Annotated in this window: 19 protein-coding genes; 9 read left to right on the top strand and 10 right to left on the bottom strand. The window is 37.5% G+C overall.

The features are described from left to right. Positions 1 to 7: 7 nt before the first annotated feature. A complete protein-coding gene (locus DNG35_RS00830; RefSeq protein WP_111125849.1) occupies positions 8 to 676 on the top strand; it encodes a peptidoglycan-binding protein LysM in 669 nt (222 codons plus the stop codon). 1 nt (position 677) lies between these two features. Here the strand turns inward: DNG35_RS00830 and DNG35_RS00825 are convergent, their stop codons facing one another. From DNG35_RS00825 to dnaA, 4 genes are read right to left on the bottom strand one after another with little or no spacing between them, the layout of a single operon-like run. After that, positions 678 to 1,400, bottom strand: a complete 723-nt coding sequence (locus DNG35_RS00825; protein WP_111125848.1) for an SAM-dependent methyltransferase — start codon at positions 1,398 to 1,400, stop codon at positions 678 to 680. Between the two features lies 1 nt (position 1,401). After that, positions 1,402 to 2,760: a PQQ-dependent sugar dehydrogenase gene (locus DNG35_RS00820; protein WP_111125847.1), complete on the bottom strand. Its 1,359-nt coding sequence runs from the start codon at positions 2,758 to 2,760 to the stop codon at positions 1,402 to 1,404. A 45-nt stretch (positions 2,761 to 2,805) separates the two neighbouring features. After that, positions 2,806 to 3,261: a low molecular weight protein-tyrosine-phosphatase gene (locus DNG35_RS00815; protein WP_111125846.1), complete on the bottom strand. Its 456-nt coding sequence runs from the start codon at positions 3,259 to 3,261 to the stop codon at positions 2,806 to 2,808. A gap of 3 nt (positions 3,262 to 3,264) precedes the next feature. After that, positions 3,265 to 4,692 (bottom strand): chromosomal replication initiator protein DnaA, encoded by a 1,428-nt coding sequence (dnaA, locus tag DNG35_RS00810; RefSeq protein WP_111125845.1) that lies wholly within the window; start codon positions 4,690 to 4,692, stop codon positions 3,265 to 3,267. A 219-nt stretch (positions 4,693 to 4,911) separates the two neighbouring features. Here dnaA and DNG35_RS00805 point away from each other — a divergent pair, with 219 nt between their 5' ends. Further along, the gene (locus DNG35_RS00805) at positions 4,912 to 5,307 is read left to right on the top strand and encodes a thioesterase family protein (protein WP_111125844.1); all 396 of its coding nucleotides are present in this window, start codon (positions 4,912 to 4,914) and stop codon (positions 5,305 to 5,307) included. Here the strand turns inward: DNG35_RS00805 and DNG35_RS00800 are convergent. Genes DNG35_RS00800 through ribD form a run of 3 tightly spaced genes read right to left on the bottom strand, consistent with a single transcriptional unit; the run spans position 5,297 to position 7,827 of the window. Then, positions 5,297 to 5,914 (bottom strand): YigZ family protein, encoded by a 618-nt coding sequence (locus DNG35_RS00800; protein ID WP_111125843.1) that lies wholly within the window; start codon positions 5,912 to 5,914, stop codon positions 5,297 to 5,299. The two genes, DNG35_RS00805 and DNG35_RS00800, sit on opposite strands and share 11 nt — an antisense overlap. Beyond that, complete coding sequence (locus DNG35_RS00795; protein WP_111125842.1) at positions 5,911 to 6,780, bottom strand: EamA family transporter; 870 nt, start codon at positions 6,778 to 6,780, stop codon at positions 5,911 to 5,913. The genes DNG35_RS00800 and DNG35_RS00795 overlap by 4 nt, the downstream gene beginning before the upstream one ends. Before the next feature lie 3 nt (positions 6,781 to 6,783). Then, positions 6,784 to 7,827, bottom strand: a complete 1,044-nt coding sequence (gene ribD, locus DNG35_RS00790) for a bifunctional diaminohydroxyphosphoribosylaminopyrimidine deaminase/5-amino-6-(5-phosphoribosylamino)uracil reductase RibD (protein WP_111125841.1) — start codon at positions 7,825 to 7,827, stop codon at positions 6,784 to 6,786. Between the two features lie 244 nt (positions 7,828 to 8,071). Between ribD and prmC the strand changes: the two genes are divergently transcribed. Together prmC and ligA are read left to right on the top strand one after the other, a co-directional pair. Beyond that, a complete protein-coding gene (gene prmC, locus DNG35_RS00785) occupies positions 8,072 to 8,920 on the top strand; it encodes a peptide chain release factor N(5)-glutamine methyltransferase (protein WP_111125840.1) in 849 nt (282 codons plus the stop codon). Position 8,921: 1 nt separating this feature from the next. Then, positions 8,922 to 10,922 carry an NAD-dependent DNA ligase LigA gene (gene ligA, locus DNG35_RS00780; RefSeq protein ID WP_111125839.1) on the top strand — a complete coding sequence of 667 codons (2,001 nt, stop codon included), beginning with the start codon at positions 8,922 to 8,924 and terminating at the stop codon, positions 10,920 to 10,922. Between the two features lie 100 nt (positions 10,923 to 11,022). On the opposite strand, the gene DNG35_RS00775 is transcribed toward ligA, so the two are convergent. The 3 genes from DNG35_RS00775 to DNG35_RS00765 form a co-directional block, all read right to left on the bottom strand. After that, the gene (locus DNG35_RS00775; RefSeq protein ID WP_111125838.1) at positions 11,023 to 12,765 is read right to left on the bottom strand and encodes a T9SS type A sorting domain-containing protein; all 1,743 of its coding nucleotides are present in this window, start codon (positions 12,763 to 12,765) and stop codon (positions 11,023 to 11,025) included. A gap of 708 nt (positions 12,766 to 13,473) precedes the next feature. Further along, the gene (locus DNG35_RS00770; RefSeq protein ID WP_111125837.1) at positions 13,474 to 14,382 is read right to left on the bottom strand and encodes a bifunctional UDP-sugar hydrolase/5'-nucleotidase; all 909 of its coding nucleotides are present in this window, start codon (positions 14,380 to 14,382) and stop codon (positions 13,474 to 13,476) included. Between the two features lie 4 nt (positions 14,383 to 14,386). Continuing rightward, positions 14,387 to 15,148, bottom strand: coding sequence for a 5'-nucleotidase C-terminal domain-containing protein (locus DNG35_RS00765; protein WP_111125836.1), 762 nt, complete (start codon positions 15,146 to 15,148; stop codon positions 14,387 to 14,389). Between the two features lie 114 nt (positions 15,149 to 15,262). On the opposite strand from DNG35_RS00765, the gene DNG35_RS00760 reads away from it, so the two are divergent. Genes DNG35_RS00760 through DNG35_RS00740 form a run of 5 tightly spaced genes read left to right on the top strand, consistent with a single transcriptional unit; the run spans position 15,263 to position 19,734 of the window. After that, positions 15,263 to 17,131, top strand: coding sequence for a peptidase M61 (locus tag DNG35_RS00760; RefSeq protein ID WP_111125835.1), 1,869 nt, complete (start codon positions 15,263 to 15,265; stop codon positions 17,129 to 17,131). A 35-nt stretch (positions 17,132 to 17,166) separates the two neighbouring features. Beyond that, positions 17,167 to 17,634, top strand: a complete 468-nt coding sequence (locus tag DNG35_RS00755) for a hypothetical protein (protein WP_146228813.1) — start codon at positions 17,167 to 17,169, stop codon at positions 17,632 to 17,634. A gap of 5 nt (positions 17,635 to 17,639) precedes the next feature. After that, the gene (gene dapA / locus DNG35_RS00750) at positions 17,640 to 18,521 is read left to right on the top strand and encodes a 4-hydroxy-tetrahydrodipicolinate synthase (protein WP_111125833.1); all 882 of its coding nucleotides are present in this window, start codon (positions 17,640 to 17,642) and stop codon (positions 18,519 to 18,521) included. A gap of 58 nt (positions 18,522 to 18,579) precedes the next feature. Then, positions 18,580 to 19,395: an outer membrane protein assembly factor BamD gene (locus DNG35_RS00745; RefSeq protein ID WP_111125832.1), complete on the top strand. Its 816-nt coding sequence runs from the start codon at positions 18,580 to 18,582 to the stop codon at positions 19,393 to 19,395. Between the two features lie 12 nt (positions 19,396 to 19,407). Further along, complete coding sequence (locus DNG35_RS00740) at positions 19,408 to 19,734, top strand: DNA-directed RNA polymerase subunit omega (protein WP_111125831.1); 327 nt, start codon at positions 19,408 to 19,410, stop codon at positions 19,732 to 19,734. Position 19,735 lies beyond the last annotated feature (1 nt).

Genomic DNA, 19,735 nt, shown 5'->3' with positions numbered 1-19,735 from the left:
TCATAATTTGAAGAAAAAAATAGCAAAAATTTCATTGCTTCCCGCTATAGGAGCAATATTTTTCTTAAGTTTTTCAACCAAAGAAGATACCGCATTTATGGCAGCTACGGTAAATTTACCAGATGCCTACACGGTAAAATTAGAAGATGAAATCATTCATCAGCAAGACGAAGATGTATTTTATCCTGTGCTTAAAAAAGGATATTTAGGTTTTAAAGAAGCCATTGGCTTTAAAGAATCCCGTGGTGATTATGAGGTTATTAATCAGTTTGGGTATTTAGGAAAGTACCAATTTGGCAAAGGCACTTTAGCACTTATCGGAATACACAACACACAAGAGTTTATGAATAATCCAGCTTTACAGGAAGCGGCATTTTATGCTAATGCTTCTCGCAATAAATGGATTTTACGTAAAGATATCGAGCGTTACAGCGGAAAAACCATGGCTGGAGTAAAGATTACCGAATCGGGTATTTTAGCGGCAGCGCATTTGGCTGGGCCAGGAAGCGTAAAAAAATTCTTACGTAGTGGTGGAGCCCAAGGTTTTAGTGATGCTTTTGGTACGAGTATCAAGTATTACTTAAACAAATTCAAAGATTATGATACTTCTTTTGTCAAGCCTAACCGAAAAGCAAAAGCGAAAGTAAAAAAGGGAGCTTTAGGTAAATTTGCCTAAACTATACCTTTTTCTGAAAAATAAAGATAGCCGGTTTTTTATGTAAATCCGGCTTATTTTTTTGCCATTCGGCAATGGTTTTGGTTTTGATAAACTCACTTTCTAAGCTTACATCACAACCAATGCACAATAAGGTCTGCGGATGTAAAACCTGTAAAAATAAATCGAAGAGCTTGTCATTGCGGTAAGGTGTTTCTATAAAAATCTGCACTTGTTCTATTTCGCTCGAAATCCGCTCTAGTTTTTTAATTTGCTGTTTTTTCTCGTGTTTGTCGATAGGTAGGTAACCATTAAAAGCAAAATTCTGTCCGTTTAAACCGCTACTCATCATCGTCAATATAATAGAACTTGGCCCCACTAAAGGCACGACCTGAATATTACTTTGGTGTGCCATGGCGACAACCTCAGCTCCAGGATCTGCAATGCCAGGACAACCTGCTTCACTCAATAAACCAATATTTTCACCAGAGAGACATTTGTTTAAAAAACCAGGAATTTCATTTGCAGAGGTGTGTTTGTTGAGCCAATCAAAACTTAATTCTGATTGTTTTTTGTCGGGCAAAATCTGTTTGATAAACCGACGTGCTGTTTTTTCATTTTCGGCGATAAAATGAGTGAGTTTTGCGGTCACTTCTTTCACGGAAGTCGGTAAGACTTCATAAGCCATATTTTCTCCGAGATAGGTCGGTATTAAAAAGAGTTTTCCTTTTTTGTTTTCGGTCATTTTATTGAACAATCAGTTTGCTGGTATGTTGGTTTTTGTTTTCGGTAGTCGATTTTATAAAATAAATGCCTGTGGGTAAATCTACGGTTATGGTATACTCTTTTGTACGAGGAACAAAATTTCCTAGCAGCTTTCCAGGATACGAATACAGTTTTATTTTCTGAATCGTTTCATTGCTTCTAATATTGATGTTGTTTTTTGTAGGGTTAGGATAAATTTTTACTTCAGAAAGATTAACATTTCCCACCGAAAGATTGTCGTCAACAATTTTATAGACCGTTCCGTTAAGTCCTGCCACATAAAGGTTGGAATTGTGATCGGTACCGAAAGTAGAAAAATTATTCCCGTTAAACGAACCAAAATAAGTAATGTTTCCACTGCTGTCGACGGTTCCGATTTCGTTGCTACAGAAATCAGCAAACAGGTATTTTCCTACAAGATTTGGAAATTCGCTACCACGATAAACATAGCCACCTGTAATTGAGCATTTACTTAAACCGTCATTGTGCGAATATTCCGCAAAAGGAAACTCCATCGAGCTTTGGGAAGCACAATTGTTGGTGTTGAAAGGTGCAGAAGCTTCGTAACAACGCCAGCCGTAATTCACTGCTTCCGCGGAAGTTGATTTGTTGATTTCTTCAAACTCATTTTGCCCAACATCGGCAATCCAAATATCGCCTGTCAACTCGTCAAAAGAGAATTTCCAAGGATTTCTAAGACCATAAGCGTAAATTTCATCCAAAGCGTTGCTATCATTAACAAAAGGATTGGACGCAGGAATATAAGGTGTTCCGGCATCGACATCAAGGCGTAAAAGTTTACCGAGAAGCGTGTTCAGGTTTTGTCCGTTATTATTGGGGTCGCCACCGCTTCCACCATCACCAGAAGCGATATAAAGATAACCATCGTTGCCAAAAGCGATACAACCACCATTGTGATTGGTAAAAGGCTGTGGGATGATGAGCATCACATTTTGTGAAGCGGGTATAGCGGCATTGGGATCTGTAGCGCTAGTTTCGAATTGAGAAATAATGGAATCTCCCGAAGTGTTAGTGTAATAAACATAGAATAATCTATTGTTTTGGTAATTAGGGTGAAAAGCCAAACCTAATAGTCCTTGTTCTCCTCCTGACAAAACTTGTGGTAAGATGTCGAGAAATGGATTGGTGTTTACTGCTCCGTTGCTGTTGAGAATTCTAATAAGTCCTGCTTGTTCTACAATAAAAAGACGATTATCACCAGCGTTTTGGATATCGACAGGATTGGTGAAGCCACTGGCGACTTGCTGAATATTAACATCTTCCTGGGCGATGATGTTGAGGCAAAAAAAATAGATGAGGGGTAATACAAAATATTTCATAGCTATAAGAATAATACCTAACTAAAGTTACTAAAAAACTTTGAATTAACCTATTTCTTTAGCTATCAGCGAAGTGGCTTCGTCTAGCATTTGGTAAACTTTTTCAAAACCATTTTGGCCGCCGTAATACGGATCGGGAACATCTTTGTTTTGATCTGGGTAAGTTTTATTTAAAATCAAGCTAACTTTTTGTCTGTCTGCTTCATTGCGTGCCAATTGAAGGATGTTTTCATAATTGGAATTGTCCATCGCATAGATATAATCGAATTGATCGAAATCTTCGATAGTAAACTGTCGACCTCGTTGTTGGGAAATATCCAAACCGTATTTTTGTGCTACTTCAACCGAACGAACATCCGGCAGGTCGTCTACATGATAATTGGAAGTTCCCGCAGAATCAACCCAAACTTTCTCAGGATTTACCTTTGATGCCAATAAACCTTCTGCTAATGGAGATCGGCAAATATTTCCTAAGCAAACCATTAAAACTTTAGTTCTCATGATTTAGTTGGTGAGTTTTTTGTTTAAATCTTCTACAAACTTTTTAAATTGCTTATCGGTAGATGAGAGGTTGTTTACCGTTTTGCAAGCGTGTAAAACCGTTGCATGATCACGTTTACCGATTTGCGAACCGATACTTGCCAAAGAAGCTTTGGTAAGTTTTTTGGCAAAAAACATGGCCAATTGTCTCGCTTGCACAATATGACGTTTTCTGGTTTTAGACTGTAAGGTTTCAACATCCATCTGGAAATAATCGCTGACTACTTTTTGGATGTAATCGATAGAAATTTCCTTTTTGGTGTTTTTTACATAATTCTCAACAATCTTTTTTGCCAAATCAATGGTAATGTCTTTTTTGTTGAAAGAAGAATGCGCTATCAGCGAAATAATGGCACCTTCCAATTCACGAATGTTGGTTTTGACGTTGTTCGCCAAATATTCAATAATATCTTCAGGCATATCGACACCATCGCGATACAATTTATTTTTGATAATCGAGATACGCGTTTCAAAATCAGGCTGTTGCAATTCTGCTGAAAGTCCCCATTTAAAACGAGAGAGCAAACGCTGCTCGATATCTTGCATATCGACAGGAGCTTTGTCGCTGGTTAAAATTACTTGTTTACCATTTTGGTGCAAGTGATTAAAAATATGGAAGAAAACATCCTGTGTTCCCGCTTTACCTGATAGTAATTGTATATCGTCCACAATCAGTACATCGATAATTTGATAAAAGTGAATAAAATCGTTGCGATTGTTCTTTTTAACCGATTCGATATATTGTTGGGTAAACTTTTCCGCAGAAATATACAAAACCGTCTTTTCAGGAAATTTTTCTTTGACTTCAACGCCAATGGCATGGGCCAAATGTGTTTTACCTAAACCAACACCCCCAAAAATCAATAAAGGATTAAACGAAGTGCCTCCGGGTTTGTTGGAAACCGCAATTCCAGCATTTCTTGCCAAACGGTTAGAGTCACCTTCTAAAAAGTTTTCAAAACTATAATTAGGGTTAAGTTGCGAATCTATTTTTACATTTCTGATGCCAGGAATGATAAACGGATTTTTAAGCTCTGGACTTTTATGTTTTATAGGGGTTTCTACTTCTTGCTCAGAAATATTCCCTCGGTGTGAACTTGGTATTTTTTCGGTGTATGGTTGTTTGCTGGTGGTGCCATTTTCCATTTTAATGATGTACACCAACTTTGCTTTTTCACCGAGTTCTTTGGTAAGCGAAACCTTTAAAAGGTTTACATAATGTTCTTCTAACCATTCGTAAAAAAACTTAGAAGGAACTTGTATGCTCAATGCGTTATCAGTAAGTTTTATGGCTTTGATAGGCTCAAACCATGTTTTGTAGGCTTGTGATGTGACGTTGTCTTGTATAAAAGATAGGCATTTCACCCAAACTGATTCCGCAGTTATAGTCATGTTCTCTTTTCGGTGTTTGATGTTAGTTATTTTCTTAATAAATTGATTAAAACTTCCTTTGAATTGGGTAGGAAATTTATATCATTTTAGAGTGACAAATATGTGAACAAAAAAAGTTATAAAAAAATGAAAAAGGGGTTGAATTTTTATTTTTTTTTTCTCATACTTAAAAACTTTTTAAACTTACAAAAACTAAATTGAAATCCCTTAAAATTTAACATGAAAAACTTTAAAAGCACATTAAAAGTACGATATGCTGAAACCGACCAAATGGGCGTTGTGCATCACGGAAATTATGCACAATATGTAGAATTGGCAAGGTGTGAGTGGTTAGAACAGTTTGGAATATCGTATAAGCACATGGAAGCAAATGGTATCATGCTTCCAGTGTATGAGATGGCTTTTAAGTTTATACAACCTGCATTTTTTGACGATGAAATCAGTATTGTAACCAAGCTCAAAAAAATGCCTACTTTTAAGATAGAATTTGAATACGAAATTGTACGAAAAACAGAACTTTTAGCTGAAGGGAGCACAACGCTTATTTTTGTCAACTCAGAAACGAGAAAGCCCATGCGTTGTCCGGAATTTATTCTAAAGAAAATTAATCCGTAAGTTCTTTGATTTCAACACCGTAAATACCTTCAAAAATTCCGTAAATTCTTTCTGCTTCTTTTTCACGAACTTCGATTTCGCTATTGCAATTCAGAGCTAAATCTTGCTTGACGATATTCAAATCTTGCTCTTTGATAACCCGCATTACTTTGTTCATGTTTTCATATTCAAACGTGAGTAGAAAGTTTCTATTTATGGTTTTGGTGACAATTTTAGAAGCCTCCAACGCCATTTGAGCCGTAGTTTTATAGGCGTTGATTAATCCACTGACGCCAAGTTTGGTGCCGCCAAAATAACGTACTGCAACAACCAAAACATTGGTCACATCAAAGGATTGTAGCTGCCCATAAATTGGCATTCCTGCAGAATTGTTGGGTTCACCATCGTCGTTGGCACGATAATGTTCGTAGCGTTTGCCCAATTGCCAGGCATAACACCAATGCCTCGCTTGGTGATGATTGGTCTTGAGCTCGTCGATATGAGCCTTGATTTGTTCTTCGTTTGTTACTGGAAAAGCATACCCGAAAAACTTACTGCCTTTATCCTTAAAAAGGATCTCTCTACTCGGTTTGGTAATGGTTTTGTAGGTGTCTTTTTCCAAATCTATGCTCTTGTTAGTGCGACTAAAATAATACTAATGACAGCCAACGCAATACCTATCCAGTTTTTTCTGATGACTTTTTCTTTAAAAAAAGCAATTCCCAATAAGGTAGAAAGTATGACAATGGCCACATTATTGATTAAGAAAACCGTGCTGCTGTCTATATTTCCGCGTAAAGCTTGTATAAAGAAATAAACCGAATAATAATTGGGGATCCCCAAGGCAATTCCACCGAGGATTTCTTTATAAGTGAATTTTATTTTTTTGATCAGAAAATGGTATAGACCGAGCAAAACACCAACTGTGGCTGCAAAAACAAAAACAGTCATAGAAAACAAAGCTACTTCATCTGGTGCGACATAATTTTCCTCCAGAAACTTTATTCCTGTTTCTATGATTCCGCTGCCTAAAAAAACCAGGAGAGGAAAAATAAGGATGTTTTTGTCGGGCGCAAACGGACTGCTCTTTTTTACTGAAGCCAGATAAACTGCAATTAAAGCTAAAATAATAGCGAGTATTTTGAGTAAACTAACCGATTCTTGGTAATAGAAAATCACAAAAGTAATAGGGATGACCAAACTCAACTTACTGGCGACAGAAACAGCAGAAAGTCCGTTGATTTTAGTAGTGTGGGCCATCAAGTGGAAAACGGTGATAAATAGAAACCCCAAGATAAATGCACCCCAAAACCAATTGGTGTTCAAAAGGCTAGTGACTTCCAGACTTTTCGAATTTCCTAAATAACCTGCTATAACAGCCGTCAAATAATTGATAACAATGGCATAGCTTACGCGAATATTGAATTTGCCCAGAAGTTTAAATACCACATAAATGAGGCAAGAGGATAATATGCTTAGAACGAGATAGAGCATCAATTACGCACTATTATTTTGGTAAACTTGCAACAAATTATTTTCGATTTTTTCTGTATGTTGAATTGGAAAATCAAAATCTGGAGCTTTGATTCCTGTGACTAGATTTTGATGACCGGTAAAAACGCGCGCTTCGTCCCAAAGCTTGGCATCAATAAAAGATTGAAGCGTTTTGCTGCCGCCTTCTACCAATACCGATTGAATATTTTCTTGGTAGAGTTCTTCTAATACCTGAGGAACGATAGGCTGGGAGAAATCGATTCGCTTATAAATCAAATTGTTTTTGTTTGTTTTACCCTTTTCCGTAAAAACAAATGTGTTGATGGTTTCGTCAAATAAGAAACTCGCTGTAGGAATTTTTAAACCCTTATCAATCACCAAACGGATGGGATGGTTGCCTTTCCATTTCCGCGCATCTAACCTGGGGTTATCTTTGAGGGCTGTAGTGGTGCCTACTAAAATGCTTTGTTCTTCACTTCGCCATTTGTGTACCAATTGCCGAGACAAATCATTAGAAATATTTACGGACTTTCTTTCTGTCTGCTTGGCTGGAGCAATAAAACCATCTTGGGTTTGTGCCCATTTTAGGATAACATAAGGTCTTTTTTTTTGGTGAAAGGTAAAAAAACGTTTGTTGAGTGCTTGACACTCTTTTTCAAGTACACCAACCACGACTTCACAACCCGCTTCTATGAGTTTTTTGATACCTTTACCCGCCACTTTTGTATGCGGATCGATGGTGCCAATCACTACTTTTTTGATGCCTTTTTCTATGATTAAATCGGCACACGGAGGTGTCTTTCCGTAGTGGCTACAAGGCTCTAAAGTCACGTAAATGGTAGATTTAGAAAGTAGGCGATCATCTTCTACATGTTGTATAGCATTTACTTCGGCGTGGGGTTTACCTGCTTGTTGGTGCCAACCTTCACCTATAATTCTATTCTTATAAACCAGTAAACTTCCTACCATTGGATTGGGATAAGTCGTTCCTAAACCATTTTTGGCAAGTTTGATACAGCGATTTATGTATTTTTCGTGTATTTTCACGCCTCAAAAGTACATAAAATTATTTCGTTGAAATAGTTTAAAATATACCTGTTTGATTGGAATTTTGAAAAATGTCAGTTCGAGTGGTTTTCTATAGTAAACTGTATCGAGAACTATTTTTCTAAATTCAAAATTTTATTTCGACCTGTCTACCGATAGGTAGGTACAAATTTATAAGATGCATCATCTTATAAATTCACTCGAATTGACAAATTTTGTTTTACAGGCAGCCTAATTTATACAAATGCAAATCCAACAACTAAAAAAATATTTCTTTGAGGAACTCCAAGCGGTTTTTCCCGAAACCGAAATCAACACGTTTTACCACTGGTTGTTGGAAGATTTTTTGCAGATGAAGCCGGTTGATGCGATTTTAAATAAAACCCAAAGACTTACGGAAGAAGAAGAGAAGCAATTTAAATCTGCTGTTGAACGATTAAAAAAACAAGAGCCTATACAATACATTTTGGGAAAGACCGAGTTTTATGGGTATGAATTTACGGTAAACCCAAGTGTCTTGATTCCTCGGCCAGAAACTGAAGAACTAGTCGATTGGATCATCAAAGATCATCAAGGTGAAAAGCACTTACAAGTTGTCGATTTTTGTACCGGGAGTGCTTGTATTGCAGTGAGTTTGTCTAAAAACTTATGGCAATCCCAAGTTACAGCGGTTGATGTTTCACCGCAAGCACTGGAAGTGGCTCAAGTCAATGCCAAAAACTTAGCTGCGGAAATCAATTTTATCGAAAGTGATGTTTTACAGCTAGATGATTTTCCTAAAAATCAATATGATGTAATCGTTTCCAATCCGCCTTATGTACGGAATTTAGAAAAGGTAGAAATCAAACCAAATGTTCTAAAATATGAGCCTGAAATTGCTTTGTTTGTGGCAGATGAAGATCCGTTGGTTTTTTATCAAAAAATCACCGAAATAGCTAAAACTTCATTGAAAAGTGGCGGAAGTTTGTATTTTGAAATCAACCAATACCTTGCTGAAGAAACCAAAGCGCTAGTAGAGCAAATAGGTTTCACGAAAGTGACCTTAAAAAAAGATATTTTTAATAACTTTAGGATGTTAAAAGCTACCCGATAACATGGAAAACATAGAAAAAGAAATCAATCAATTACGACTGCAATTACACCAACATAACTACAAGTACTACATTCTTGATCAACCCGAAATCTCAGATTATGAGTTTGACATGTTGTTGGAGAAGCTTCAAAAATTAGAAGACCAATACCCAGAGTTTATCGATGAAAACTCGCCAACCAAACGCGTTGGCGGTACGGTCACCAAAAACTTTCCAACGGTTAAGCATCCGCACAGAATGTATTCGTTGTCTAATTCTTACAACCAAGAAGACCTCACCGATTGGGAAAAACGGGTGCATAAAATGGTGGGCGATAACGTAAGCTATACCTGTGAACTTAAATATGACGGGGCTTCCATCAACCTCCTCTACAAAAACGGAAAATTGCACAAGGCGGTTACTCGCGGCGACGGCACGCAAGGTGATGAAGTGACCGAAAATGTAAAAACCATTCCGTCGGTGCCATTGACCTTACAAGGAAACGATTATCCAGACGAATTTGAAATGCGTGGTGAGATCGTGTTACCGTATGAAGCTTTTGCGGAACTAAATGCAGAGCGTATCAATCAAGGCGAAGAGCCCTATGCCAATCCGAGAAATACCGCTTCCGGTAGTTTAAAATTACAGGACAGCAAGGAGGTCGCAAAGCGAAAATTAACCTGTCTTTTTTACGGAATTGTCGCGCGGGAAAGTATAGCTGAAACACATTTTGAGAGTCTAGAAAAATGCAGGAAATGGGGTTTTCATATTCCTAAAGAAGCAACAGTTGCTAAATCTATTGATGAAATCACATCATTTTTAAACTACTGGGATGTTCACCGTCATGACCTGCCTTATGAAACCGATGGCGTAGTGATTAAAGTGAATAGCTTACAACAGCAAGATGAGTTGGGTTTTACCGCCAAAGCGCCACGTTGGGCCATTGCTTATAAATTTAAAACCGAACAAGCCTCGACTATCTTAGAAGATATTACCTATCAAGTAGGAAGAACAGGAGCCATTACGCCAGTCGCCAATTTAAAACCGGTGCAATTGGCAGGCACGACCGTCAAGCGCGCCTCTTTGCATAATGCAGACCAAATCGAAAAACTGGATGTTCGTATTGGTGATACGGTTTTTGTTGAAAAAGGAGGAGAGATCATCCCAAAAATCGTTGCGGTAGATTTTACCAAACGAAACCCGTCCACACCACCAGAAGAGTACATTTCGCATTGTCCAGAATGTGGATTTTTACTGACAAGAGAAGAAGGGGAAGCTTTACATTATTGCCCAAATTATACGGGCTGTCCGCCACAGATTATTGGTAGGATACAACATTTTATTTCGCGTAAAGCGATGGATATAGAAGGTTTGGGGAGCGAAACCGTAGCGCAACTGGTCAAAGCCGATTTGATTAAAGATTTTGCAGATTTGTACTTGTTGAAAAAAGAGCAACTCATTCCGTTGGAGCGAATGGCAGAAAAATCGGCTGAAAATTTGATTACAGGGGTCGAAAAATCAAAGCAAGTCCCTTTTGAGCGGGTTTTATATGCTTTGGGAATTCGCTATGTAGGCGAAACGGTAGCTAGAAAATTGGCCAAGAAAATGAAGTCTATTGACGATTTGATGCAAGCCGATTTTGAAACCTTAAAAAATGTCGATGAGATAGGAGAGAAGATTGCCGAAAGTGTAGTCGAGTATTTTAATAACGATAAAAATAAAATGCTTGTAGAACGTTTGAAAACTTATGGGCTACAATTGTCTCTTGATGAGGAAGAAATAAAAAACCAAACCGATAAATTGACAGGAAACTCGTTTGTGATTTCTGGAGTTTTCGAATCGATCTCGCGTAGCGAACTTAAAAAACTCATTGAAAATAACGGCGGAAAAGTATCGAGTTCACTATCTTCAAAAACCAATTACTTGGTGGCGGGGGAAAATATGGGGCCGAGCAAATTAGCTAAAGCAGAAAAACTGGGAACGAAGATTATTTCTGAAACGGAATTCCTGGCAATGCTTCGTTAGGAAAGACTTTCTTTTAGGTTTAGTACATAATAAAAAAAACGCACTCTAATGAAAAACTTCGAGTGCGTTTTAAAGCAATAGTTATCGGTATAATCGACTTTTATTCTTTTACAATCTTTACGGTATTAGCAACAGACTTGGTTTGCACTTCCATAACATAGACACCAGCAGGTAAAGAATTGAGGTCAATAGAAATCTTACTTTGACCAATGGTTTTTGACATTACTTTTTTACCAAGCAGGGTGTAAAAGTTGACTGCTTCTATGTTTTTTTGATGGTTATCTACAGAAATAACATCTTTTACAGGGTTAGGGTAATAGCTGAAGTTCACTTGGGTGTTATTTACCGTTGAGAGTGACTCCTCTATACTCACATCATCAATGACATTGGTATGACCAAAGTAGTTGATGCCCTCAAATGCGATTTGATAGGTAGCACTAGGATTTGGTAAACTAATTACTTCTTGTGTCCATGTATCTACACTGCTCGTGTAATGCATTAATTCTACCCAAGGATCTGTCGGACTTTCACGGTAATATACCTTGAGTTGATTTTGATCACCCTCCCAATCTTCTTGTCCGTAGAAAAAAGTGAGTTCAGGGTTATTGAGTGTAGTGAGATCCAAGTGTGGACTCACCAATTTTGTAATGGGTGAGTTGGCGTTGTTTTCACTTACAAAATGCATGTTTTGTGTACCGCTATGTGCTGTGGTAATTGCTCCTCCCGATGAACCTTCATGTAACGTCCAGTCGGCCATTCCGTCTTCCTGTATTTGAGACCAACAATTGATGCTGCTACTCGAAGCTTCAAAATCTTCGGTAAACGGAGCTGTAAAAACATCACATAGGGTTGTAAAAGTATACGGACCTGTCCAGATGCTCGTTCCATCGGTAGCGCCACAGTCGGCACGTACATAAAAATCATAGGTGGTTTGACTTGTCAGGCCACTAATCGGAAAAGGATTGGTTACACCTGCATCGGTAGGTGTTCCTGTAGGGGTAAATCCAGTAATTCCAAATTCAATATCCCAAGAATTAGCCGAGCCCACTTCCGTCCAACCAAGTTCGGCAGAATTTGCTTGGATATGGGTTACCGTTAAGTTGGTAGGAGCAAAACAGTTGGTTGCTAACTGTCCGCTTATCGCAAATAGATTAAAAGTATTGACGCCTGTACCGGTATTGGTACGGATAAACTCGACGCTTGCGATGTTTTTTGGTTGGTTTGCAGTCGCGATATCTACTTGTAATCGAAAAAGTTTGGGATTGTTGGTCGGGGTTTCTACTGTATTGTTAGAAAGGTTTCCTCGTCCAAAACCTTGAGCTTCTATGGGTAAACCTGTATTGAACCAATCAGGGATAACCAGGTTTGAAAAGGTTTCGGTTGTGGCATCACTAAAGTGTACCACCACATCGATATTACTAATACCGCTGCCTGAAGTCACCAAAAAGTATAAACTCTCGTAGGGAGCAGGAGAGCTAAGGGTCAAACTTTTGGAATTAGCTGCTCCTGATTGGTCGATACGTAACGAGTTGTTGCCGTCATAAGGTGTAGCTGCAGGTTGCAATTGGTAAGTTAGCCCTGTTACCGTTGTGCTTGTAATGATTCCATTAGCAGGTAAGCCTGTAGTTAAGGGAGTTGACCCTGCGGTGAGTTTCCAATCTTCAGCAATAAGACAGTAGTTCACACCATCGACATCATTGGTAGTTGAACTGCTCATGGTGCCTACTCCGTTGGCGATAACATCGGCATTAAACCCAGTTACGCTTATAGGTCCAGGTGTATTTTGGGCAAAAAGAGAAAGACTAAAAAGATTTAAAAAGAATATGAATGTAATTTTTTTCATGCTTTATGGTTAATTGGTTATCGTAGACCAAGGTATAAAATTTTTTTTTTAAAATGCTTTACTATTTATTAGCAGTAAGAACCAACCCTCTTTTAAATCATGTTGCACGCGCTATCGACACGTTATCAATTATTTAACTCCGTTTTCTGATTTTGCCTCCATAATTTTTCAACAATGATTAGCTCTATGGAGTTATTCTATGTTTGTGAAATGAAGTTTTTTGAGAGTTAACTAAAGCTCAAGATCAAGTAAGGTTTTTCTTTAGCATAAGTAGGGATAAAGCATAGCTAAACCGTTGCTCCTTCGATGCTAAGCCGTAGACCCCTCGTAAACAGGGGCTTTTTACGGGCTAGCATCGAAGCAGTATCGAGCTAGTAGCGGGTTAGCTATAGGTTTGGTAGGGATGAAATAGGCTTTTATCAAGTAGGTGGAAAGTAGGTGGTTAAAGGATGAGGTGTTTTATTATATATATTCGTTTTTTCCATTAATGAAATCCCGAGTTCTCGGAAGAGCCAATCCCGAAGTCTCGGGACTAGAATTATTTTAATTTTCTTGAATTGCTATAAAGCCATTATTTTGCATACGCAAGGGAAACCGTTTCATTGCTCCCTTGCCTCTCATCTTTTCTGCGAATAGCTTTGGCAATTTCTATAGAAATTAAAAGTAGGCTGGTTTAAATGGAAATGCTTATTTCACGAAAGTGACAACTTAAATTCCTAAGCTTGCACTTTTAACCGTTTTGGTGTTTTTGTCTAAATAAAAGTCGATACGCCCTAGGTAGATTCCGGCCCAACCGACTTGATTGACCAAAACATCCTGGTTGATTTTATTTTTGACGACAGTTGGTTCGTCTAAAAATGTGTGGGTATGACCACCAATAATCAAATCGATGTCTTGGGTTTGTTGCGCTAGTTTGAGGTCATCTATCTTATCATGCTCGTACTGGTAACCCAAATGCGAAAGGCAAATTACTAGATCACACTTTTCTTCAGTTTTTAGTTTTTTAACGATATCGGTAGCAATTTCTACGGGATCGAGGTATTGGGTTTCTTTGTACATTTTTTTGTTGACCAAACCTTCTAATTCAATTCCGAGACCAAAAACACCAATTCTAACGTCATCTTTTACAAAAACTTCGTAAGGTTTTATTTGTCCGTCAAGAACGGTATTGCTAAAATCATAGTTGGCGTTCAGCAGTTTAAATTGAGCATTTGGCATTTGTGCCCATAAACCATCGATGCCATTGTCAAAATCGTGATTTCCTATGGTTGCTGCATCATAGCCGAGTTTGCTCATGAGTTTAAACTCTAACTCACCTCCGTAAAAATTGAAATAAGGCGTGCCTTGAAAAATATCACCCGCATCTAGCAGTAAGGTGTTAGGGTTTTCTTTTCTGATTTGTTGAATGAGCGAATAACGTCTTGATACGCCACCTTTATTTGCATTTCTTCCACCATCATTAGGAAAAGGATCGATATGGCTGTGCACATCATTGGTGTGTAAAATAGTAACATGTTTAGTGTTTTCTGTAAAAATAGTGCTGCTAAAAGCATACGAACTCAAACCGACAAAAATGCCTGTTCCGATACTTTTTTGTATAAATTCTTTACGTTTCATAAGCTTATCTCTCTATAAATCGTTGGTCTTTTTCAGGATTGATTTCTGGGTGTTTTTTAAAATAATCGATGAGTAAATTGCGAAGTTTGTAGTCTAAAACCGTTAGTTTTTCAGGTTGCGTTAAAAACAGCATATGGTCGCCGCCGTTTTGTAGGTAATCGCTGGTGGCGATATGGTAAACGCTGTCTTTATCGACAGGTTTCCCGGCAATTGATTGCGCTAAAATTTTAAAATCTTCTGACAGTACAAGCTGCATATTGCTTATAGGGTGTGCTCTTTTGGCTTGGGCTAAGTAGTCGAACATCGCTTGTATTTGTTCCGCTTGAAGTTTAACCACTACAATCTCATTTTCAAAAGGCATAATTTCGTAGGCGGTTTTGGTGGTGATGTCACCAGGGTTGATTTCTGCTCTGATACCACCGTGATTTAAAATAACCGCATCGATGGTATTTCCGGTTCTTTTTTTATATATGGGATTAGCCATTTCGAAAACCGCATCGGCCATCATATTCCCGATGGGCGTGTTGTATTTTCCGTCTTTTTTTGAAAGTAATTTTGGTGTGTAAGAAAGTTTGGTGTTCATTTCCTCTGTAATTCTTTCCCGATAAGGTTGTATAAAGGCTTCGGTTTCTTCGTTTAAAACCAATTTGTTACTGATTTCTATACGCTTACTTTCCTTTTTTATAATTTGTAAAGACTCCTGTGTGGTTGGGTTTTTACAATTCAAGAAAAGCAAGAAGAATAAAAAGAAAGAGAAGTATTTCATTGCTTAAAAATTTAGTTAAAAGTATAAAAAGAAATAAAGAATCGCATTTACTTTCCTTTAAATTATTGTAACATTACCAAAAAATTAGCGTCTCATAATAAACTAAAAATAAGTATGAAAAAGATTATTCTTTCTGCCGTGATGGCAATTACATTGTTGGGGTGTGGCCCAGCGAAGGTGAAAAATGCGACCCAAGATCATATCAGTGCTACTTTAGACTTAGTCAATCTTCAGGATGATAAGGTGAAAGCGGTGGTCAATCCGGGTAAAATTTCTTCCGAAACTATTAATTTTTACATTCCTAAAACCGTCCCCGGAACTTATTCTACCGATAATTACGGACAGTTTATAGAAGGTTTTAAAGCGATAGATTACGATGGTAACGAACTTACTTTTAAAATGATTGATGACAATACGTTTGAGATTTCTAATGCTACCGAGCTGGATTTGGTTGAATATTGGGTGAATGATTCTTATGATATCGCTGGTGAAGAAGGTGTTTTTTCGCCTGCAGGAACTAATATCGAGGCGGGTAAAAACTTTATGTTGAACTTGCACGGCTTTGTGGGTTATTTTGAAGGAATGACCGAACAGCCTTACCAATTGGAAATTACAAGACCAAATACGTTAGTGGCAGGAACTTCTTTAACGGCACATCCAGCTTCTGAACCCGTCGGTAATAACACCAAAGATATTTTTAAAGCCAAAAGGTATTTTGAAATTACCGACAACCCGATTATGTATGCCAAACCTGATGTAGAAAAGTTTGTGCTGGGTAATATGACTGTCGAGTTGCATGTATATTCTCCTAACGGAACATATTCCGCGGCAGCCTTGCGCCCCAATATGGAAAAAATACTAAATGCTCAAAAAGCATTTTTAGGCGATATCGACAACACCAATACCTATGTGATCTTATTGTATTTGGCAGATATGTCAAAAACCGATGCTAAAGGCTTTGGAGCTTTAGAGCACCATACTTCAACGACGGTAGTTTTACCAGAAACCATGCCTTTGGAAGCGCTTAATGAAACCATGAAAGATGTGGTTTCGCACGAATTTTTCCATATCATTACCCCACTAAATGTACATTCAGAAGAGGTGCATTATTTCAATTACAATGACCCAAAAATGTCAAAGCATTTATGGATGTATGAAGGGGTGACCGAATATTTTGCGAATTTATTTCAGGTGAATCAAGGTTTGATTGATAACGAAGCTTTCTACGCTCGTATGGAAGAAAAAATAAGTTCATCTAAATCTTTTGATGATACCATGTCTTTTACGGTGATGAGCGAAAATATTTTGGATGAAAAGTATGAAAAAAGCTACTACAACGTCTATCTAAAAGGAGCTTTAATCGGCATGGCTTTAGATATTCGTTTACGCGAATTAAGCAATGGTGAGATGGGTATTTTAGACTTGATGAAAAAATTAAGTGATAAATACGGAAAAGAAAAACCATTTGAAGATGACCAAATCGTCAATGATATTGTTGCGCTGACCTATCCAGAAATCAGAAGTTTTTTTGATACCCATGTGATAGGAACCACACCCATTCCTTATGATGAGTTTTTTGAAAAAGTAGGCGTAGAAAAGAGCCAAAAAGAAGAAACGACAGATTATTTCTTGCACGGTCAAATGCCATTCATCGATGCCAACCCAGACACCAAAGAAGTATTTATTAGAGAGGGAATTGCACTAAACTCTTTTATGGAAAAAATAGGATTGCAAGGTGGTGATGTGATTCAATCTATCAACGGAACGGAATACAATCTAGATAATATTTTTCTTCTCATTACGAGTTCGCGTAACTGGAAAGAAGGTGATGATATCGAGATCAAGGTGAAAAGAGATGACAAAGAAGTGACCTTAAAGGGTAAAGTAAGTACCCCAACGACAACAGTAACTACCTTAAAAGATAAAGATTTACCAGCAACAGATAAGCGTGTAAAACTAAGGGAAGCTTGGTTAAAGGGTTAAACTGATTTTTTCTGCATCGCATGAAAAAATATGTCTTGAAAAAGAACAGACAAAAGCAGTTTCAGCAGCCGATAAATGCTGTTTCTGAAATCAAGAAAATGGGTGTGATTTACAACGCTCAAGAAACGCAGATTGAAGCTTTAAAAGCCGCTTTACGGAAAAATTTTCCTAACGTAGCGATTTCTGAAATTGCTTTTGTACATAACGAAAAAGGCGAGCGTTTAACACAAGTGTTTTCTAAAAAAAGTTTTTCACTGAGCGGAAAAATCAAAAAAGACAGCTATGCACAATCTTTTTCCAATCAAAATTTTGATGTTCAAATCAATTTCTTTCAAAAAGAAAATCCATTTTTGTTAGCTTTGTCCTCTCTTGCAAAAGGAAATATAAAAATTGGCTTTCCGCTAAGCGAATCCCAACTCAATCACTTGGAGTTCAAAATGGCTCTTGACGAGGAAACCTCTTTTGCTGAAGAAGTAAAAAACTATTTAGAAAAAATAAAATAGACTCTATGAAAAAATTTGTGGGAACTGGAGTTGCTTTGGTAACGCCTTTCACAACCAATAAGCAAGTAGATGTTACTGCTTTAAAAAATATTGTAAAGTATCAAATTGCTAACGGAATTGATTATTTGGTAGTGCTCGGAACCACTGCCGAAAGTGCAACTTTAACTAAGAGTGAAAAAGAATTGGTAAAACAAACAATTGTGGAAGCCAATGCAGGTAAATTGCCTTTGGTGCTTGGTGTTGGAGGAAATAATACCCAAGCAGTAGTCGAGCAATTACAAACTGAAAACTTAGACGGTTTTGATGCAATTTTATCGGTTTCTCCTTATTATAACAAACCTACACAAGAAGGTATTTACCAGCATTTTAAAGCTGTTGCGGAAGCGAGTAAATTACCCATTATCTTGTACAATGTTCCGGGAAGAACCTCTAGCAATATGTTGCCTAAAACCGTAGCAAGATTGGCAAATGATTTCGATAATATTATCGCCATAAAAGAAGCCGCGGGTAACATCGTACAGGCGATGGAAATGATACACCAAACACCAAAAGATTTCTTGGTCATTTCAGGTGACGATATGATTACCTTACCGATGGTGCTTGCGGGTGGAGCAGGTGTGATTTCAGTCATTGCCGAAGGTTTTCCAAAAGCATTTTCAGCTATGGTCAACTTAGGTTTAGAAAGAAAAGTAGAAGAAGCCTACCAAATTCATTATGCGATTGCCCCAGCTATCGATATGATTTTTGAAGAAGGAAACCCTGCGGGTATCAAAGCGGTATTTCAGCATTTAGGTTTAGGCACTAACGAGGTGAGATTACCGTTGGTAAAAGTGAGCAACGATTTAAACCAACGTTTAAAAGAATTTACAGACAATTTTCAATCGTAAAAAAGGTTTTTATAAGTCGTTAAAAAACAGTATTTTTGCAAAATCCTTGAATTAAAAAATGAAAAAAATTTTATATATCCTTTTGGTAACAATTGTTTTTAGTGCGTGTAGCGAATACCAAAAAGCATTAAAAAATGACGATGTCAAAATAAAATATGACTTGGCATCCAAATTGTATGAAGAAGGAATTCAAGAAAATAAGAAGTCTAAATTAAAAAAGGCCATTCAGCTTTACGAGCAGATTTTACCGCAATACCGTGGTAAACCTCAAGGGGAAAAGATCTCGTACGAATATGCGAATGCTTTTTATGAATTAGGTGCTTATTACGATTCGAGTTACCAGTTCGAGCGTTTTTCAAAAGCCTATCCGCAAAGTGAGAAAGCAGAAGAAGCTTTTTTTAAGAGTGCTAAGAGTGATTATCATATTTCGCCAAGATACACCTTGGACCAAACCGAAACGAACAAGGCAATTGGAAAGTTTCAAGAATATATTACGCTTTATCCTGACGGAGAAAATATTGGAGAAGCCAACCAACTTTCGGCAGAATTGAGAGAAAAATTAGAATTGAAGGAATACGAAATCGCTAAACTGTACCATCATAGAGAAGAGTACAAACCAGCAATTGAGGCATTCAATAATTTTATTGAAGCCAATCCGGGGTCTAAATACAGAGAAAAAGCCTATTTTTATAAAATGGAATCGGCTTATTTACTGGCGATCAACAGCTATGCTTATTTGGTGCCAGAGCGTTTAGAAACCGCAAAGGTCTATTACGAAAACTATAAAAAATATTTCCCTTCAGGGGAATTGAATGAAGATGCAAATATCATCATTCAAGATATCAATACAAGATTAGAAAACAATAACAGTTAATACATTTATATGATGGATGTGAAGAACACCAATGCTGAAGTGAGCACCACAACGCTAAACAGAAATCAAATTGAAATGCCAACCGATAACATTTACGAGGCTATTTCTATCATGGCTAAAAGAGCAACGCAAATCAGTACAGAAATCAAAAAAGAATTGATTGAAAAGTTAGATGAGTTTGCTACTTACAACGACAGTTTAGACGAGATTTTTGAAAACAAAGAGCAAATCGAAGTTTCAAAATTTTACGAGCGTTTACCAAAGCCTCATGCGTTTGCCGTAGAAGAGTGGTTGGAAGAAAAAATCTATTACAGAAATACAGACTCAGATAACGAGTAAT

The organism is Mesonia sp. K7 (assembly GCF_003233725.1).
GTDB lineage: Bacteria > Bacteroidota > Bacteroidia > Flavobacteriales > Flavobacteriaceae > Mesonia.
The sequence above is the reverse complement of the archived record's forward strand: the minus strand, read 5'-3'. Positions and strand labels throughout refer to the sequence as shown.

Bases quoted from the DNA above. Each gene is read 5' to 3' on its own strand.
- DNG35_RS00815 (WP_111125846.1), bottom strand. From the start codon at position 3,261: ATGAGAACTAAAGTTTTAATGGTTTGCTTAGGAAATATTTGCCGATCT.
- DNG35_RS00770 (WP_111125837.1), bottom strand. From the start codon at position 14,382: ATGAAACGTAAAGAATTTATACAAAAAAGTATCGGAACAGGCATTTTT.
- DNG35_RS00805 (WP_111125844.1), top strand. From the start codon at position 4,912: ATGAAAAACTTTAAAAGCACATTAAAAGTACGATATGCTGAAACCGAC.
- DNG35_RS00825 (WP_111125848.1), bottom strand. From the start codon at position 1,400: ATGACCGAAAACAAAAAAGGAAAACTCTTTTTAATACCGACCTATCTC.
- DNG35_RS00775 (WP_111125838.1), bottom strand. From the start codon at position 12,765: ATGAAAAAAATTACATTCATATTCTTTTTAAATCTTTTTAGTCTTTCT.
- DNG35_RS00760 (WP_111125835.1), top strand. From the start codon at position 15,263: ATGAAAAAGATTATTCTTTCTGCCGTGATGGCAATTACATTGTTGGGG.
- DNG35_RS00820 (WP_111125847.1), bottom strand. From the start codon at position 2,760: ATGAAATATTTTGTATTACCCCTCATCTATTTTTTTTGCCTCAACATC.
- dapA (WP_111125833.1), top strand. From the start codon at position 17,640: ATGAAAAAATTTGTGGGAACTGGAGTTGCTTTGGTAACGCCTTTCACA.
- dnaA (WP_111125845.1), bottom strand. From the start codon at position 4,692: ATGACTATAACTGCGGAATCAGTTTGGGTGAAATGCCTATCTTTTATA.
- prmC (WP_111125840.1), top strand. From the start codon at position 8,072: ATGCAAATCCAACAACTAAAAAAATATTTCTTTGAGGAACTCCAAGCG.
- ligA (WP_111125839.1), top strand. From the start codon at position 8,922: ATGGAAAACATAGAAAAAGAAATCAATCAATTACGACTGCAATTACAC.
- DNG35_RS00745 (WP_111125832.1), top strand. From the start codon at position 18,580: ATGAAAAAAATTTTATATATCCTTTTGGTAACAATTGTTTTTAGTGCG.
- DNG35_RS00740 (WP_111125831.1), top strand. From the start codon at position 19,408: ATGGATGTGAAGAACACCAATGCTGAAGTGAGCACCACAACGCTAAAC.
- DNG35_RS00795 (WP_111125842.1), bottom strand. From the start codon at position 6,780: ATGCTCTATCTCGTTCTAAGCATATTATCCTCTTGCCTCATTTATGTG.
- DNG35_RS00765 (WP_111125836.1), bottom strand. From the start codon at position 15,148: ATGAAATACTTCTCTTTCTTTTTATTCTTCTTGCTTTTCTTGAATTGT.